Below are 14,821 nucleotides of genomic sequence, written 5' to 3'. Positions count from 1 at the left end.
CGCTCCAGCCCCAGCCCGGCCAGCGTCTCGTCGGTGCGGTCGATGACATAGCGCAGCCGCTCCGGCGTCAGGCGCTTCGGCACGTCCTCCAGCGCGATGTGGGTGGTGACGTGGCTGACCCGCATGTTGCCGTGGGCCAGCATCATCACCGACCCGCGGGCGCCGGTCAGCTCGGCCAGCAGGTCGGTGTGGCCGGCGAAGTGGTAGCCGGCCTTGTTCGCGGGGCTCGACCTGATGGCCGACGCGACCCGCGCCCACCGGCACCGGGACGACGCTGATTTCGCCTTCCACGCCGCCATCGCGGACGCCGCCAACAACCACTATTACGCGTCGTCGATGCAGGCGCTGAAGGACCACATCGCCGTGGGCATGAAGTTCCACGGCTCGTCGCTGCTGGGGCCGAGCGGCGGGCTGTCCCATGTTCTGGAGGAACATCGGGGCATCTTCGAGGCGATCCGCAACCGCGAGGCCGACACCGCGCGGGCGCGCATGCGCCGGAATCTGGAAGGGTCGTGCGACCGCGTGTTCGAGGGACGGGTGCTCGACCTGTCGCTGTGATCCGGGCGCCCTGAATCCTGTCACCGAATCCCCTCCCCCTGTCATCGCGCTCGCCCGCCCGCGCCCGGAATGGCACTCTGTCGGGACCGGCGGATTGCGGATGGCCGGTGACTTGCGGATGGGGTGTGTGGACCGTGCTTCACCATGACTTGGCGACGCTTCGGCTGTTCGTGAAAGCCTGCGAGCTGAAAAGCCTGAGCCGCGCGAGCGAGGCCCTGAATCTCGCGGTGTCCGCGGCCAGCCGGCGCATCCGGCTGCTGGAGCACGATGCCGGCATGCCGCTGCTGAAGCGGCGCCCGCACGGCATCGAGCCGACCCCGGCCGGGCTGCTCGTGCTGCGCTACGCCCACGACATGGTCTATCTGGGGGCGCAGCTGGAGGCGATGCTCGCCGAATACCGGTCTGGCGTGCGCGGCCATGTGCGGGTCTACGCCTCCTCCTCGGCGCTGGTGGAATGCCTCGCCGCCGACCTCTCGCGCTTCGCCGCCGAAAATCCCGGCATCAAGCTGGAGCTGGAGGAACGCCCCAGCGCCGACACGCTGGACGCGCTCTACCGCAAGAAGGCCGACATCGGGGTCATCGTCGGCGGCCGGGGAACGGAGGGATTGGTCCGCTACCCCTACGCCAAGGACCGGCTGTGGGTGGCGCTGCCGCGCGGGCATCGTCTCGCCGGCCGGCCCAGCCTGCGCTTCGCCGAGCTTCTGGACGAGGAGCATGTGGCGCTGGAGGGTGGCACCGCCGTGCACGGCCTGCTCGCCGAGCGGGCGCGGGCGGAGGGCCGCTTCATCAAGGTGCGCGTCCAGGTCCGCAGTTTCGAGGTGATGTGCCAGATGATCAGCCTCGGGCTGGGCGTCGGCGTTCTGCCGAAGCGCGCCGTGCTGCCGCTGTCGAACGCGCTCGGCGTCGAACTGGTCGCCCTCGACGAGGAATGGGCGGAACGCAGCTTCGAGATTTGCGTCCGCTCACCCGACGCGCTGGATGCGCCGAGCCAACGGCTCCTGGATTTCCTGCGGGAGCAGGCCGTGCCGAAGCCATGATTTCGAGAAATTCGAAATCAGGTGTGTCGCAATTGTTCTTCTAGGCAACTGTGCAGACCCTCATCATCAGGTCCGGCGATGAGGGAGTGGGCCGAATGTCCTGGACCATCCAGAACCCCGATGTTCCTGACGACCCCTGCGGGGCCGAGCCCGGTTTCGCGGATTGGAGCGGGCTCCCGTCGGCGGCACGCAAGGACGCCGCGGCGGCCTGCGCGGCCTTGGCGGCGGAGGTTCAGGCCCGCTTCGGCTGCTTCGTCGCGCTTGGCACCGCCGAAGCGGAAGCCGCCGGCCCGCTGGCCGGGCTGCCCTACGCCGCCAAGGACATGTTCGACAGCGTGGGCCGCTCGCCCGGCTGCGGCCTTCCCGGCGCGGCGGACGACGCATCCGGCCCGGCACCGGAGCGGGCGGCGGTGGTGTTGGAGCGGCTCGACCGGGCCGGGGCGCGGCGGATCGGCTTCACCACCATGACGGCTCTGGCCTACGAGCCCTCCGGCGTGGGCAAGGCGCTCAACCCCTGGAATCGCGACATCGTCCCCGGCGGCTCGTCCTCCGGGTCGGCGGTCGCGGTGGCGGCCGGCGCGGTGTTCGCCGCGCTGGGGTCGGACACCGCCGGCTCGCTGCGCATTCCGGCGCAGGCCTGCGGAGTCACCGCCTGGAAGCCGACCTACGGCGCGGTGCCGGTCGCCGGGGCGATGACGCTTGCCCCCAGCCTCGACACCATCGGGCTTCTCGCCCGCAGCGCGCGCGACATCCAACTCCTGGCGCCCGTTCTGGCGACGGATATGGGGTTCCCATCCGAACCGCCGGCCCGCGTCGCCCTTCTGTCCGACGCGGTCGAGGCATCCGAGGCGCCGATCCAGGCGGCCTGCCGCAATGGCGCGGAGGCCATCGCAGCCTGCGGCGTCTTCCTGGAGCAACGGTCGGGCCTGCCCGCCATCGAGGCGCTGTCCGACCCCCTCTTCCTCATTCTCCAGGCCGAGGCGGCAGCCCAGCATGGCGGGCTTGCCCTCGCCGCGCGGGACCCGACCCTCGCCCGGCGACTCGCCAAGGGCCGGGATATCGCGGCCGACCGCCTCGCCGCGGCCAAGGCGGCGCTGTCCGGCGCCACGGCGCCCATTCTGGACAGCCTGTTCGGCGAAGCCGGCGCCCTCCTGCTGCCGATCATGCCGATCCGCACGCCGCCGGTCGCCATGGCCGATCCGTCTTCCCCGGACTTCCACGCGGCGACGCTCTACCGGCTCAGCGCCTACACCCGTTTCGTCAACGCCCTCGGACTGCCGGCGGTCGCCGTCCCGGCCGGCTTCGACGACCGCGGGATGCCGGTGGGGCTCCAGATCGTCGGCCGTCCCGGGACGGACGGCCCGCTGCTGGCGCTCGCCGCGGCGCTGCAGGCGCGGACCGGCTGGCACCGGCGGCGGCCCAGCGAGATCACCGATTTTCCCAGCCCTCTTGCACAGCGTGGCTCATGACCCGATCCGAACCCGCAAAAGCTCTTGAGCACATCCGAGTCCTGGATCTCACGCGCGTGCGCGCCGGCCCGACCTGCTGCCGCGTGCTCGCCGACTTCGGGGCGGACGTCATCAAGGTCGAGGCGCCGCCGGGCGTCGACCGCAACGAGGGGATGAGCGGCCCCCGGCACGGCTACGACATGCTGAACCTGCACCGCAACAAGCGGTCGCTGTCGCTCAACCTCCGCACCCCGCAGGGGCGGGACCTGTTCCTGGAGCTGGTGCGCACGGCCGACGTGGTGGTCGAGAACTACCGGCCCGACGTCAAGGACCGCCTCGGCATCGGCTACGACGCGCTGCGGGCGGTCAATCCGCGGATCATCCTGGCCTCCATCTCCGGCTACGGTCAGACCGGCCCCTACCGCGAGCGCGCCGGCTTCGACCAGATCGCCCAGGGCATGGGCGGCCTGATGAGCGTGACCGGCCTTCCCGGCCAGGGTCCGGTCCGGGCGGGCATCGCGGTCGCCGACAGCGCCTCCGGCCTGTATGCGGCCATCGGCATTCTGGTCGCCCTGTCGGAGCGCGACCGCTCCGGCGAGGGGCAGTGGGTCCAGACCTCGCTTCTGGAGTCCCAGATCGCCCTGATGGATTTCCAGGCGGCGCGCTATCTGGTGGAGGGCGAGGTTCCGCAGCCGGCGGGCAACGACCACCCCTATTCGACCCCCATGGGCGTGATGGCGACGGCCGACGGCCATCTGAACATCGGCGTCGGCGGCGACGGCCAGTGGCAGTCCTTCTGCCGGGCCATCGAGCGCGAGGACCTCGCCAACGCCCCCGAATTCGCCACGCAGGAACAGCGCTTCCGCAACCGCCCGACGCTGAAGCCGCTGCTGGAGGAGGTGTTCCGCACCCGCAAGACCGCGGATTGGCTGGCGCGGCTGGAGGAGGAAGGGGTTCCGGCGGGGCCGATCTACCGCATGGACGAGGTCTTCGCCGACCCGCAGGTCGGGCATCTCGGCATCGCCGTGCCCTGCGAGCATCCCGCCCGCGGCGCCATGCGCCTCGTCGGCCAACCGGTCGGCCTGTCGCGCACCCCGGCCCGAATCGAGCGGCCCGCCCCCGACGCGGGCGAGCACACGGCGGAGGTGCTGGGCGCCATCGGCCTCTCCCCGGCGGACGTCGCCGCCCTCAAGGCGCAGGGGATCGTCTGATGAGCGAGCAGGAACCGGGAGCGGTTGGCGGCGTGGTGGGACTCGACGTGTCCGGCGGGATCGCCCGCCTGACGCTCGACCAGCCCCGGCGGCTGAACGCGATGACGCTGGAGATGTGGCGCTCCCTGCCCGAGCGCATCGGCCGCGCCGTCGCCGACCCCGAGGTCCGCGTCCTGCTGGTCCGCGGTGCCGGGGAGCGCGCCTTCTCCGCCGGGGCCGACATTTCCGAATTCGGCAACGTCCGCGCCGACGCCGCCCAAGCTGCCGCCTACGAGGAAGCGGTGTCGGCGGCGACCGAGGCGCTTCTCAACGCCCCGGTGCCGACGGTCGCGGCCATCCGCGGCATCTGCTTCGGCGGCGGGCTGGAGCTGGCGCTGTGCTGCGACCTGCGGCTCAGCGACGACGGCGCGCGGTTCCGCATGCCGGGCGCCCGGCTCGGCCTCGGCTACGGCTTCCCCCTGGTGCGCCTCGTCGTGCAGCGGATGGGTGCCGCCGCCGCCGCCGACCTGCTGTTCAGCGCACGCATCGTGACGGCGGACGAGGCGGCGAGCCTCGGCATCGTCCAGCGCGTGGCCGCCGCGTCCGCCTTCGACGGCGCGGTGGAGGACTATATCGGCCTGATCGCCGGAAACGCGCCGCTGACGCTGCGCGCGGCAAAACGGGCCATGCTGGAAGCGCTGCGGACCGACGGTCCGGCCGACACCGAAGCGGTGGACGCGCTGGTCGCCCGCTGCTTCGCCAGCGCCGATTACGCGGAGGGGCGTGCCGCCTTCGCGCAAAAAAGAGAACCCGTGTTCAAGGGAGAGTAAGGCGGAGGATCGGCCCCACGGGGCGGCGAACCATAAACAGGGAGACAAGTCATGGACTGGAAGCATCTGGGTCTCAACACCATCGGCGCGGTCATCGCCGGATGTCTGGCATTGTCACCCGCCGCACGCGCGGCGGAACCCGCTCCCCTGCCGAAGCCGGTCGAGCTGACGGTGGGTTATCAGAAGGTGGGCCATCTCGCCCCGGTGGTGATGATCACCGACGACCTCAAGAAGCTCGGGGTCGAGCTGAAGACGGTCGAGTTCGCCCGCTACGCCGACGCGCGCACCGCACTCCTCGCCGGCTCCCTCGACATGGCCACCGTCGGGCCGGCCGACCTCGCGATCTCGCTGGCCCAGGGCGCCACCGACATGGTCGGCGTCATGGGCGTCGGCAGCTCCCCGAAATACGTGATCGGCCGCAAGGGCGTGAAGCTCGACAGCTGGGACGATCTGAAGGGCAAGAAGGTCGCCATCGCCCCCGGTTCGGCGGTGTGGTTCCAGTTCGCCGCGACCCTGACCGAGAAGAACATCCCCTACAACAGCTTCCAGGCCGTGAACATCCAGGGCGGCGGCGCCAACTTCGACCAGGCCCTGCAGCGCGGCGAGGTCGACGCCATCGTCACCTGGGAGCCGTTCGAATCCATCCCCGTGATGGAAGGCTACGGCTTCTTCGCCAAGAATCTCGAATACAGCCAGTCCAAGTCGGTCGGCGCCGAACTCGGCATGCTGGCCGCCAACCGCAAGTCGATGGCCGAGAAGCGGCCTGCCATGGAGCGGTTCGTCTGGGCCTATCTGCAGGCGCAGAAGACGCTCGCCGCTTCGCCGGACGCGTTCACCAAGGCCTACGCGTCGCTGACCGGCCTCGACACCAAGCTCGCCGCCGAGGCGTCCAAGGTCATCGAGCTTGGCTCCGTCACCACGGTCGACCAGATCAAGCGTCAGGCCAAGGCCTTCAACGAACTGGGCGTGATCCCGAAGGACGTGTCGGGCGACATCGAGAAGTACTGGGACGCCTCCTTCGTCGAGAAGGCTCAGTGACACGGCAAGCCGCCGCCCGCTTCGGCGGGCGGCCTTCCGACAGCGTGGCGGCCGACAAGAATGGCGGAGGACTGGAGTGATGAATGACGCGCCCGCAAGAGCCCTGGACGCGGCCCCCGTGCCGGCGGCTCCCAAGGTGAAGAGCCGGGGCCTGTTCCCGGCGGGCCGCACCGGGGCGGCGATGCGCGCGGCGCTGCTGCCCGTCTTGGTGATCGCGGCGTGGCAGCTCGCCGGATCGGGCGGTTCGCTGGCCGGCGGGGTGCTGCCGACGCCCGACCGGGTGTGGGACGCCTGGGTCGTCTGGGCCTTCGGCCCGCAGGGCATGGGCCTCAACCCCTACAGCGGCACCTGGCTGAGCAACGTGCTGTTCTCGTCGATGCGCGTCGCCCAGGGCTTCGTGCTCGCCATGGCGATCGGCATTCCCGCGGGAGTCATGATCGGCTGGAGCCGCGCCGTGTCCGGCACGGTGGACCCGACGATCCAGCTTCTGCGCCCCATCCCCATCACCGCGTGGCTGCCCTTCTCCATCGCCGTGTTCGGCATCCAGGACATGGGCGCGATCTTCCTGATCGCTCTCGGCGGCTTTTACCCGATCGTGGTGAACGCCACGCACGGCGCCCGCGACGTCGACCGCAACTGGATCCGGGCGGCCGAGATGATGGGCGCCAGCCGCTTCGACGTGCTGCGGCGCGTGGTCCTGCCGGCGGCGCTGCCGGCGATCTTCACGGGGCTGCGCATTGGCCTGGGCATCGCCTGGACGGCGGTCATCGTCTCCGAGATGGTCGCGGTCAAGTCGGGGCTCGGCTACGTGCTGTGGGACGCCTACTACGTCGGGCGCATGGACGTCGTCATCGCCGACATGCTGTCGATCGGGGCCATGGGCCTTCTGAGCGACCGCCTGATCGTCACCGTCGAGCACTGGGCCCTGCGCTGGCGCCGGCTCCAATCCGCCTCGCGCTAAAGCACGGAGACACACATGGGCACCATACGTTTCCGCGAGGTCGTGAAGACCTATCCCGGCAAACAGCCGGTCGTCGCGCTCGACCGCGTCAACCTCGACATCGGCGAGGGCGAGTTCGTCGCCCTGCTCGGCCCCTCGGGCTGCGGCAAATCCACCCTGCTCAACCTCATCGCCGGCTTCGAGGAGATGACCTCCGGCGCGCTGTCCTTCAACGGCGGCACGGTCGACAGCCCCGGCCCGGAACGCGCCGTCGTTTTCCAGGAGGCGGCCCTGCTGCCCTGGCTGACGGTGGAGCAGAACATCGCCTTCGGGCCGAGCGTGCAGAAGCGCCCGCGCGCCGAGTACGAGCCGAAGATCCGCGAGCTGCTCCGCCTCGTCGGGCTGGAACGCTTCGCCCACTCTCTGCCATCGCAGCTTTCCGGCGGCATGCGCCAGCGCGTCGGCATCGCCCGCGCCCTGGTCATGGACCCCAAGGCGCTGCTGATGGACGAGCCGTTCGGCGCGCTCGACGCCCAGACGCGCATGAGCATGCAGCAGTTGCTGCTCGACGTCTGGCAGACGCTCGGCACCACGGTGCTGTTCGTCACGCACGACATCGACGAGGCGATCCTGCTCGCCGACCGCATCTGCATCATGTCGGCCCGGCCGGGGCGGATCACCCGCGAAATCACCGTGGACCTGCCGCGGCCCCGCTCGGTGGACCAGCTCACCGACCCGGCCTTCATCCGGCACAAGGCCGCCATCATGGCCGAGATGCGCGAAGCCCAGAAGGAACACGCATGACCAACCCCCGGATCAGCTACCGCCTGTCCGACGCGCGGCCGGCGCTGCCGGACTTCCAGGGGCGGCGGATCATCGCCCATCTGGTCGTCAACGTGGAGAACTGGCGCTTCGACGAGGCGATGCCGCGCACCATCATCACCCCGCCCCATGGGCGGGAGACGGTGCCGGACGTGCCGAACTTCAGCTGGGCCGATTACGGCATGCGCAGCGGCCTGCCGCGCATCCTGACGCTGTTCCGCGACCGCGGCGTGCCCGCCTCGACCAGCCTCAACGCCGGCGTCATCGACGCTTACCCGCAGGCCGCCGAGGCCATGCTCGCCGCCGGCTGGGAGTTCATCGGCCACGGCATGCACCAGAAGGCGATCAACCACGCCGGAGACGGCGAGGAGGCGTTGATCGAGGCGGCGCTGGACCGCATCGAGCGCTTCACCGGCACGCGCCCGCGCGGCTGGCTGAGCCCCGGCCTGCGCGAGACGGTGCAGACGCCCGACCTGCTGCGCCGCCAGGGCATCGACCATGTGTTCGACTGGGTGGTGGACGACCTGCCGAGTTGGATGCGCACCGCGCACGGCCCGCTGCTCGCCATGCCCTACAACCTGGAGATCAACGACTCCATCGTCTACGCCATCGAAAAGCACGCGACGGGGGAGATGCTGAGCCGACTCGGCCACACCCTGCGGCTGTTCGAGCGGGAATGCGCGGAGAACCCGCGCGTTCTGGCCATCGGCCTGCACCCGCACCTGATCGCGGTGCCGCACCGGCTGCACGAGCTGGAAGCCATGCTGGACCTGTTGCAGGCCTCGCCGCACGTCGCCTTTGCCACCGGCCCGCAGATCGCCGACTGGTACGCGGCGGCGGAGCCGGCAGCGGAACAAGCGGGGGGCTGAGCGATGGATTTGAACCTGTCCGGCAAGCGGGTCCTCGTCACCGGGGGCTCAAAAGGCATCGGGCTCGCCTGCGCCGAGGCCTTCGCCGCCGAGGGCGCCCTGCCCGTCCTGGTCGCCCGCGACGCGGCAGCGCTGGAGACGGCGGCGGCGGGCATCCGCGCGCGTCACGGCGTGGCGGTCGAGACCATGGCCGCCGACCTCGCCGACGGGGCGGCGCGCGAACGCCTCGCCGCGGCGCTTCCCGGCATCGACGTGCTGGTCAACAACGCCGGGGCGATCCCAGGCGGCAGCATCCTCGACCTCGGCATGGCCGAATGGGAAGCGGCGTGGCAGCTCAAGGTCTTCGGCTACATCCACATGACGAAGCTCTTCGTCGAGGCAATGCGCCAGTGCGGCGGCGGCACCATCGTCAACGTCATCGGCATGATGGGCATGACGCCGCGCTGGGACTACGCCTGCGGCTCGGCGGGCAACGCCGCCCTGATCGCCTTCACCCAGGCGGTGGGCGCCCGCAGCACCGACTGGAACGTCCGCGTCTTCGGGGTGAATCCCTCGGCGACGCGCACCGACCGGGTCGCGGCGGTCTACCGCAAGCGCGCCAAGACGCGCTTCGACGACGAGGAACGCTGGGCCGAAGCCCTGGGCGATCTTCCCTTCGGGCGTCTCGCCGAACCGTCCGAGATCGCCTCCCTCGTCACGCTCCTCAGCTCGCCGCGCGTCGCCTACCTGTCGGGCTCGGTGGTCGACATGGACGGCGGCGGACGGTTCCGCTGAACCGGATCGCGCGACGGCCCTCCCCGGTCATGCCGGATGGGTCCCGTGCGATCGCACCCGCTCCGCAAGCGCTTCCGCCAGTTGGGCGACGGCGGGCTCCCAATCGCCGGGACTGGGCTGGTGGAACAGCCGGAGCGTCGGGTACCAGGGGCTGTCCGTCCGCCGGGTGAGCCAACGCCAGCAGCCGGAGTGTCGCGACAGCACCCAGACCGGCAGGCCCAGACCGCCCGCCAGATGCGCCACCGACGTGTCCACGGTGACGATGAGGTCCAGGCAACGCATCAGCGCCGCGGTGTCCGCGAAATCCGTCACCGCGTCCATCGGGTCGATCAGGTCCATGCCGGGGGGCGGCTCCTTGGCCTGGGCCGCGGGACTTCCCTTCTGCAGGCTGACGAACAGCGCATCCCCGGCGGCAGCCAGCGGGGCCAGAGCGGCCAGCGTCAGGCTGCGCCGCCGGTCCACCGCGTTGGCCTTGGGGCTGTGCGGGCGCGGATCGCCGGACCACACGAGGCCGACCTTGAGCCGCCCGTCCGCGGGCAAGCGCGCCCGCCACCGCTCCACCTCCGCCGGATCGGACTTCAGGTAGGGGACCGCCGCGGGGATGCTGCCGAGTTCCGTTCCGAAGGCCCGCGGCAGGCTGAGCAGCGGGCAATGGAAGTCCGTCACCGGCAGCCTGCCGTACAGGTCGTACACGCCCTCCAGTCCGGGAATGCGCTCCATCAGGCGTCGCAGACCATTGTGGACGGCCAGATGGACCCGGCCGCCCCGCTCCGCCACCATCGGGGCGTAGCGCACGAACTGCAGCGTGTCGCCATGGCCCTGTTCGGCGTGCAGCAGGATGCTCCGGCCCTCCAGCGGCTCGCCCATCCACAGCCGGCCCGGCGCTTTGGGAACGGGAATCTCACCGATCCGCCAGCGCTCCTCGTAATGCTCCCACCCTTCGCGCAACCGGCCGCTGGTCAGCAGGACCAAGGACAGGTTGAAGCCGGCCTGGGCGCTCTCCGGGTTCCGCTCGATGAGCGTGCGGAAGCCGGCCTCCGCCTCCTCCAGGCGCCGCAGGTCCAGGCACAGCACCGACAGTGCGTTCAGGGCGGCGCCATGACCCGGCACCAACGTCAGGGCGCGGCGGCACAGCGCCTCCGCCACCCGGAAATCCGGCATCCCCGCCGCCGAGGAGCGGATGGTTTCGCCCATGTTGGCATAGGCCACGGGATGCACCGGGGACAGCGCCACCGCACGCCGGTAATGGTCCAGAGCCAGGGCCGTGTCGCCCCGCTCCTGCAAGGCGCTGCCGGCGTTGTTCCAGGGGTCGGGATAGCCCGGACGGAGCTGGATGGCCCGGCGGTAGTGGCGTCCCGCGTCCTCCCGGCGCCGCAGACCGAGCAGCGCACCGCCGAGGTTGTTGAGCGCCTCCGGAAAATCGGGTGCAAGCGCGAGCGCCCGTTGCAGCATTGGCAGGGCTTTGGCGTGCGCGCCGACCTTCAGCGTCAGATCGGCCCGCTCGCGCCACGCGTGAGCCGCCTCCGGATCGAGGCGGAGGACGCGCCCGAGCAGCCGTTCGGCCAGATCCCGGTCGCCGCGCTGCCCGGCCAATCGCGCGGCGTGGCCCAGCGCCTCCCCGTCGGTGGGGAGAAGCGCCAGCCCCCGGCGTCCAGCCCGCTCGGCCAGGCCGGCTCCACCCCGTTCCAGCGCCGCATGGCCGAGCGTGCGCCAAGCGTCCGGCAACAGGGGCGACAGGCGCACCGCGCGCCGGGCCTGTCGGTCACCATCGCCCGGCCGGCCGGCGGCCACCGACAGCTTGGCGAGGTTGACCCACGGCTCGGCATAGGCGGGGTCGAACGCGACGGCCTGCCGGAAGCACAGGACGGCGGCTTCCAGACGGTCGGCGGAGCGGCGGCACTCGCCCAACGAGTTGCGGAAGGTGGCGCGGCCCGGCTCGACGGACACGCCGCGGTCGATCCAGCGCTCCGCCGCGGCCTGGTCCCCACCGACCAGATTCGTCAACCCGAGGAGATGCAGCGCGTCCCCCCTCGCCGGGTCGGCGGTCAACGCCCGGCGGTAGCCGGCGGCGGCTTCCGTCAGGCGTCCGGAGCGGTGGGCGGCGACCGCCGCCTGCAAACCCGCCCCGAGGGGATCGCCCCGAAACGCGCCCGCCGGATCGGGCGCCCGGTCCGTCGTCCGCCGGGCGGCCGGTCCGGGACCATCGCCGCCGGAGACCAGCTTGGCCAGCGCGGTGGCCAGCCGCGCGATCGGGGCGTCCCAGGCTCCCGGTTCCTCCTGGTAGAACAGACGCATGGTCGGGTACCAGGGGCTGTCCTCCCGATGGCCCAGCCAGCGCCAGCAGGCGTCAAATCGCGACAGCACCCAGACCGGTTTGCCCAGCCCGCCCGCCAGATGGCAGACCGAGGTGTCGACCGTCACCACGAGGTCCAGTTCATCGATGAAGGCCGCGGTGTCGGCGAAGTCGCGGATGTGGCCGGTCCAGTCGATGACCTCCATCCCCGGGGGCGGCGCCTTGGCCTGGGCGCCCGCCTCCCCGATCTGCAGGCTGTAGAAGGCGATGTTCGGAATGGCGGCCAGGGGCGCGAGAGCGTCCAGCGTCAGGCTGCGCCGACGGTCGACGGAGTTGGCCTTGAGATCCCCCTTGCGCGGCTCGCCCGCCCAGACGAGGCCGACCTTCAGCCGCCGCTCCCCGGCCAGACGTTCCCGCCAGGACGGACGGTCGCCCTCGCTGGCGCGCAGATAGTGCATGGCGTCGGGAATGCTGTCCAGCCGGGTCCCGACCAGCCGGGGAAGGCTGAGCAGCGGCGCGCACAGATCGCAGGCCGGCGGCTCCTCGTCCATTCCGAAAACCGCCGTGACGCCGGGGGTGTTGGCGAGCAACCGCTTCAGCATAGGCTGCACATGCAGGAACACGCGCCCGCCGCGCTCGGCCAGCAGGGTGGCGTAGCGGACGAAATGCAGGGTGTCGCCATGCCCCTGCTCGGCGGTCAGCAGGATGCTCCGCCCGTTCAGAGGGCCACCGTCCCAGGCCGGGGCATGGCGCGGGTAGCCGGCGCCCCACATCGACCAGCGCGCTTCGTACAGCGCCCATCCGCGGGCGAAATCGCCGCGCTGCAACAAGGCCATCGACAGGTTGAAACGGGCCACCGTGCTGTCCGGGTCCAGGCGCAGGGCACGCTTGTTCCAGCGGATGCTCTCCTTGCCCTCGTTCCCGGCGTGCAGGAGCAGGGCGAGGTTGACCAGGATGCCGGAGCTGCCCGGGTCGAGGATCAGGGCGCGCCGGATGGCGGTGGCGCCGCGCGCGAATTCTCCCTTCATCATCCAGGTCAGGGAATCCTGGGCGTCCGCTTCCGCCGCCATGGGGTTGATGCGGCGGCCGCGCCCCGTGGTCCGCAAGGCCCCTTCCAGGTTGCCGTCGTGCATCAGGCCGAAGGCCAGATGGTTCATCGTCTGGGCATGGCCCGGGGCCAGCGCGACGGCTTGGCGCAGCGCGTCCAGGGCGCGGCGGGTTTCCTTCACCTCGCACAGGGCGACGCCGTAAGCGGCCCGGAGGCTGGGGCTGTCCGGAGTGGACAGCACCGCCCGGCGGAGCAGGCGAGCCGCCGTGTCCGGCTGGTTCATCGGCTGGAGCATCGCGGCCAGATTGCGCCATCCGATGGCGAAGGCCGGGTCGAGGATCAGGGCGCGTGCGGCCAGATGCCGTGCCGCACGCCCGTTCCCCGTGTCCTTCATCATCAGCCCGAAGGCGGCCAACGCTTTGGGATAGGCCGGGCGCAGCCGCAGCGCCCGCGTGAAGGCAATGGTCGCCTGCGCCTTCCGCCCGGTCATGCGCAGGGCTTCGGCGAGATTGTGCATGGCCTGTGCGCGGTCCGGCGCGAACAGCATGACGCGGGCGAAGCAACGGGCGGCGAGACGGTTCCGTCCGTCCCCGAGCGCGATGCCGCCGAGCCGGAGCCACGCCTCCTCGTCGGAACCGTCGATGGACAGCATAGTGCGCAGCAGCGCCTCCGCCGCATCGGGATGGCCGGCGCGTTGGAACCGGATTACATCGGCGATGGGGTTGACGATCGCGCCGGCGGGGGGGGAGGGAGACATGGTATCGCTGGATCAGGGACCGTGGAAATGCGGCAGGGCTTGCGGCGCGAACGCGGCGGTCCGGCTGCCGGCGCCGCCGGAGGGGACGGCGTCGCAGCCGCGAACGGCGGCGAAGGCCCGGCGGGGGCAACGGCTCCGAACCAGGGCGGACGGATCGTCAAGGGAGGTTGGCATCATGCAGAGGCTCCGAGCAGAGGACAGATGCTATCCTGGGATCAGCCCGCTTTCTCCACTGAATTGTGCCGCCAGCTTTAAAAAACCCGTTGAGCGGCGTGGTACGCCGCTCAACGGTTGCGTGATCGGCGACGAAGGCACGAAGACGGGACTCGCTCCGTGCCTTGCCATGAGTGCATCCGAGAGCCGTCCTTGCGGTCAGCCCCGGGTCCGGCGCGCCCGCCACAGCAGCGCCAGCGTGACCACCAGACCGGTGGCCAGGACCGCGACCGCCGGCGACGGCGCCCACCCGAGCAGCCGGGCGAGGCCGTGGATCTGGGTGGTCACGCCCTGCGCCTGGGCCGCCACGCCCTGCGCCTGCTCGGCGAGGTCCTGCACCTGCTGGGTCACCTGCAGCACCGGCGCCAACACCTCCGCCACCACGCCGAGCGAGCCGCCGATCGCCAGCGTCCCGGCAGCGGCGCGGACGGCGGCGGTTGGGACGGAGGGCGTGGCCGGCTCGACCGTCTGCGCCATCGGACCGTCGTCGAGTGCGCGGCGCCAGTCCGCCCCACGGAACAGCAGTTCCTCGGCGCGCCGACGCCGCACCAGGCCGGGCAGCACCCGGCCGCCACCATACACCCACGCGCCGAACTCGGCGGCGGCCCCGGCACTGTCACCGGCGTTCAGCTTGCGCAGCAGGGTGGAGGGCTTTCCGCTGCGCAGGCGGATGAAGCCGTCCTTTCCGGAATCCTTGCCCTTCCTGGCCCGGCCCGGCCCGACGTTGAAGACGAAATCGATCAGAGCGGCCCGCTGTCCGTCGGTCAGGGGGACGGTCACGGCGCCGTCCACGACCGCGGCCGCCTCGGCCAAGTCGCTGGCGAGCAGACGCTCCGCCTGATCGGTGGTTATGGCGTCGCCCGCGGTCACGGCCTGGGTGTGGCCGTAACCGATGGTCCACACGCCGGCCGGGCAGCGGTATGCGGTTCGGGACAGTCCCTCGAAGTGGCGGGCCAGATCGAGGGCGGCGGGCGGGGGAGCCGCCCGAAGGGTGGCGGTCATGG

The 14,821-nt window shown here is 71.3% G+C and carries 12 protein-coding genes and 1 pseudogene; 10 read left to right on the top strand and 3 right to left on the bottom strand.

Going from position 1 to position 14,821, the window contains the following annotated elements:
* Window positions 1–2 precede the first annotated feature (2 nt).
* Window positions 3–299, bottom strand: a pseudogene (locus ACWPXE_RS24875) (4-hydroxythreonine-4-phosphate dehydrogenase PdxA); the annotation flags it as partial.
* On the opposite strand from ACWPXE_RS24875, the gene ACWPXE_RS24870 reads away from it, so the two are divergent.
* The 10 genes from ACWPXE_RS24870 to ACWPXE_RS24825 all read left to right on the top strand — a co-directional run bounded on the left by ACWPXE_RS24870 (window position 235) and on the right by ACWPXE_RS24825 (window position 9,506).
* A complete protein-coding gene (locus ACWPXE_RS24870; RefSeq protein ID WP_454019977.1) occupies window positions 235–558 on the top strand; it encodes an FCD domain-containing protein in 324 nt (107 codons plus the stop codon). The pseudogene ACWPXE_RS24875 and the gene ACWPXE_RS24870 overlap by 65 nt on opposite strands.
* Window positions 559–692: 134 nt before the next feature.
* On the top strand, window positions 693–1,595 hold the full coding sequence (locus ACWPXE_RS24865; protein WP_454019976.1) for a LysR family transcriptional regulator: 903 nt from the start codon (window positions 693–695) through the stop codon (window positions 1,593–1,595).
* Between the two features lie 95 nt (window positions 1,596–1,690).
* Window positions 1,691–3,064 carry an amidase family protein gene (locus ACWPXE_RS24860; protein ID WP_454019975.1) on the top strand — a complete coding sequence of 458 codons (1,374 nt, stop codon included), beginning with the start codon at window positions 1,691–1,693 and terminating at the stop codon, window positions 3,062–3,064.
* Window positions 3,061–4,254: a CaiB/BaiF CoA transferase family protein gene (locus ACWPXE_RS24855; protein ID WP_183179329.1), complete on the top strand. Its 1,194-nt coding sequence runs from the start codon at window positions 3,061–3,063 to the stop codon at window positions 4,252–4,254. Before ACWPXE_RS24860 ends, ACWPXE_RS24855 begins: the two co-directional genes overlap by 4 nt.
* Window positions 4,254–5,063, top strand: coding sequence for an enoyl-CoA hydratase (locus ACWPXE_RS24850; RefSeq protein ID WP_454019974.1), 810 nt, complete (start codon window positions 4,254–4,256; stop codon window positions 5,061–5,063). Before ACWPXE_RS24855 ends, ACWPXE_RS24850 begins: the two co-directional genes overlap by 1 nt.
* 51 nt (window positions 5,064–5,114) lie before the next feature.
* Window positions 5,115–6,101 (top strand): ABC transporter substrate-binding protein, encoded by a 987-nt coding sequence (locus ACWPXE_RS24845; protein ID WP_454019973.1) that lies wholly within the window; start codon window positions 5,115–5,117, stop codon window positions 6,099–6,101.
* 79 nt (window positions 6,102–6,180) lie between these two features.
* Window positions 6,181–7,062, top strand: a complete 882-nt coding sequence (locus ACWPXE_RS24840; protein ID WP_035681614.1) for an ABC transporter permease — start codon at window positions 6,181–6,183, stop codon at window positions 7,060–7,062.
* Window positions 7,063–7,077: 15 nt separating this feature from the next.
* Window positions 7,078–7,845 (top strand): ABC transporter ATP-binding protein, encoded by a 768-nt coding sequence (locus ACWPXE_RS24835; RefSeq protein ID WP_454019972.1) that lies wholly within the window; start codon window positions 7,078–7,080, stop codon window positions 7,843–7,845.
* Window positions 7,842–8,732, top strand: a complete 891-nt coding sequence (locus tag ACWPXE_RS24830; RefSeq protein WP_145703885.1) for a polysaccharide deacetylase family protein — start codon at window positions 7,842–7,844, stop codon at window positions 8,730–8,732. The genes ACWPXE_RS24835 and ACWPXE_RS24830 overlap by 4 nt, the downstream gene beginning before the upstream one ends.
* A gap of 3 nt (window positions 8,733–8,735) precedes the next feature.
* A complete protein-coding gene (locus tag ACWPXE_RS24825; RefSeq protein ID WP_454019971.1) occupies window positions 8,736–9,506 on the top strand; it encodes a short-chain dehydrogenase/reductase in 771 nt (256 codons plus the stop codon).
* Between the two features lie 27 nt (window positions 9,507–9,533).
* On the opposite strand, the gene ACWPXE_RS24820 is transcribed toward ACWPXE_RS24825, so the two are convergent.
* A complete protein-coding gene (locus ACWPXE_RS24820; protein WP_454019970.1) occupies window positions 9,534–13,604 on the bottom strand; it encodes a tetratricopeptide repeat protein in 4,071 nt (1,356 codons plus the stop codon).
* 372 nt (window positions 13,605–13,976) lie between these two features.
* Entirely contained in the window at window positions 13,977–14,819 is an 843-nt protein-coding gene (locus tag ACWPXE_RS24815) for a lysozyme (protein WP_454019969.1), read from the bottom strand.
* Window positions 14,820–14,821 lie beyond the last annotated feature (2 nt).

The organism is Azospirillum sp. Marseille-Q6669, from assembly GCF_965111635.1.
This window is presented reverse-complemented; position numbering and strand designations above follow the sequence as displayed.

Bases quoted from the DNA above. Each gene is read 5' to 3' on its own strand.
- ACWPXE_RS24870 (WP_454019977.1), top strand. From the start codon at position 235: ATGGCCGACGCGACCCGCGCCCACCGGCACCGGGACGACGCTGATTTC.
- ACWPXE_RS24860 (WP_454019975.1), top strand. From the start codon at position 1,691: ATGTCCTGGACCATCCAGAACCCCGATGTTCCTGACGACCCCTGCGGG.
- ACWPXE_RS24855 (WP_183179329.1), top strand. From the start codon at position 3,061: ATGACCCGATCCGAACCCGCAAAAGCTCTTGAGCACATCCGAGTCCTG.
- ACWPXE_RS24850 (WP_454019974.1), top strand. From the start codon at position 4,254: ATGAGCGAGCAGGAACCGGGAGCGGTTGGCGGCGTGGTGGGACTCGAC.
- ACWPXE_RS24845 (WP_454019973.1), top strand. From the start codon at position 5,115: ATGGACTGGAAGCATCTGGGTCTCAACACCATCGGCGCGGTCATCGCC.
- ACWPXE_RS24840 (WP_035681614.1), top strand. From the start codon at position 6,181: ATGAATGACGCGCCCGCAAGAGCCCTGGACGCGGCCCCCGTGCCGGCG.
- ACWPXE_RS24835 (WP_454019972.1), top strand. From the start codon at position 7,078: ATGGGCACCATACGTTTCCGCGAGGTCGTGAAGACCTATCCCGGCAAA.
- ACWPXE_RS24830 (WP_145703885.1), top strand. From the start codon at position 7,842: ATGACCAACCCCCGGATCAGCTACCGCCTGTCCGACGCGCGGCCGGCG.
- ACWPXE_RS24825 (WP_454019971.1), top strand. From the start codon at position 8,736: ATGGATTTGAACCTGTCCGGCAAGCGGGTCCTCGTCACCGGGGGCTCA.
- ACWPXE_RS24820 (WP_454019970.1), bottom strand. From the start codon at position 13,604: ATGTCTCCCTCCCCCCCCGCCGGCGCGATCGTCAACCCCATCGCCGAT.
- ACWPXE_RS24815 (WP_454019969.1), bottom strand. From the start codon at position 14,819: ATGACCGCCACCCTTCGGGCGGCTCCCCCGCCCGCCGCCCTCGATCTG.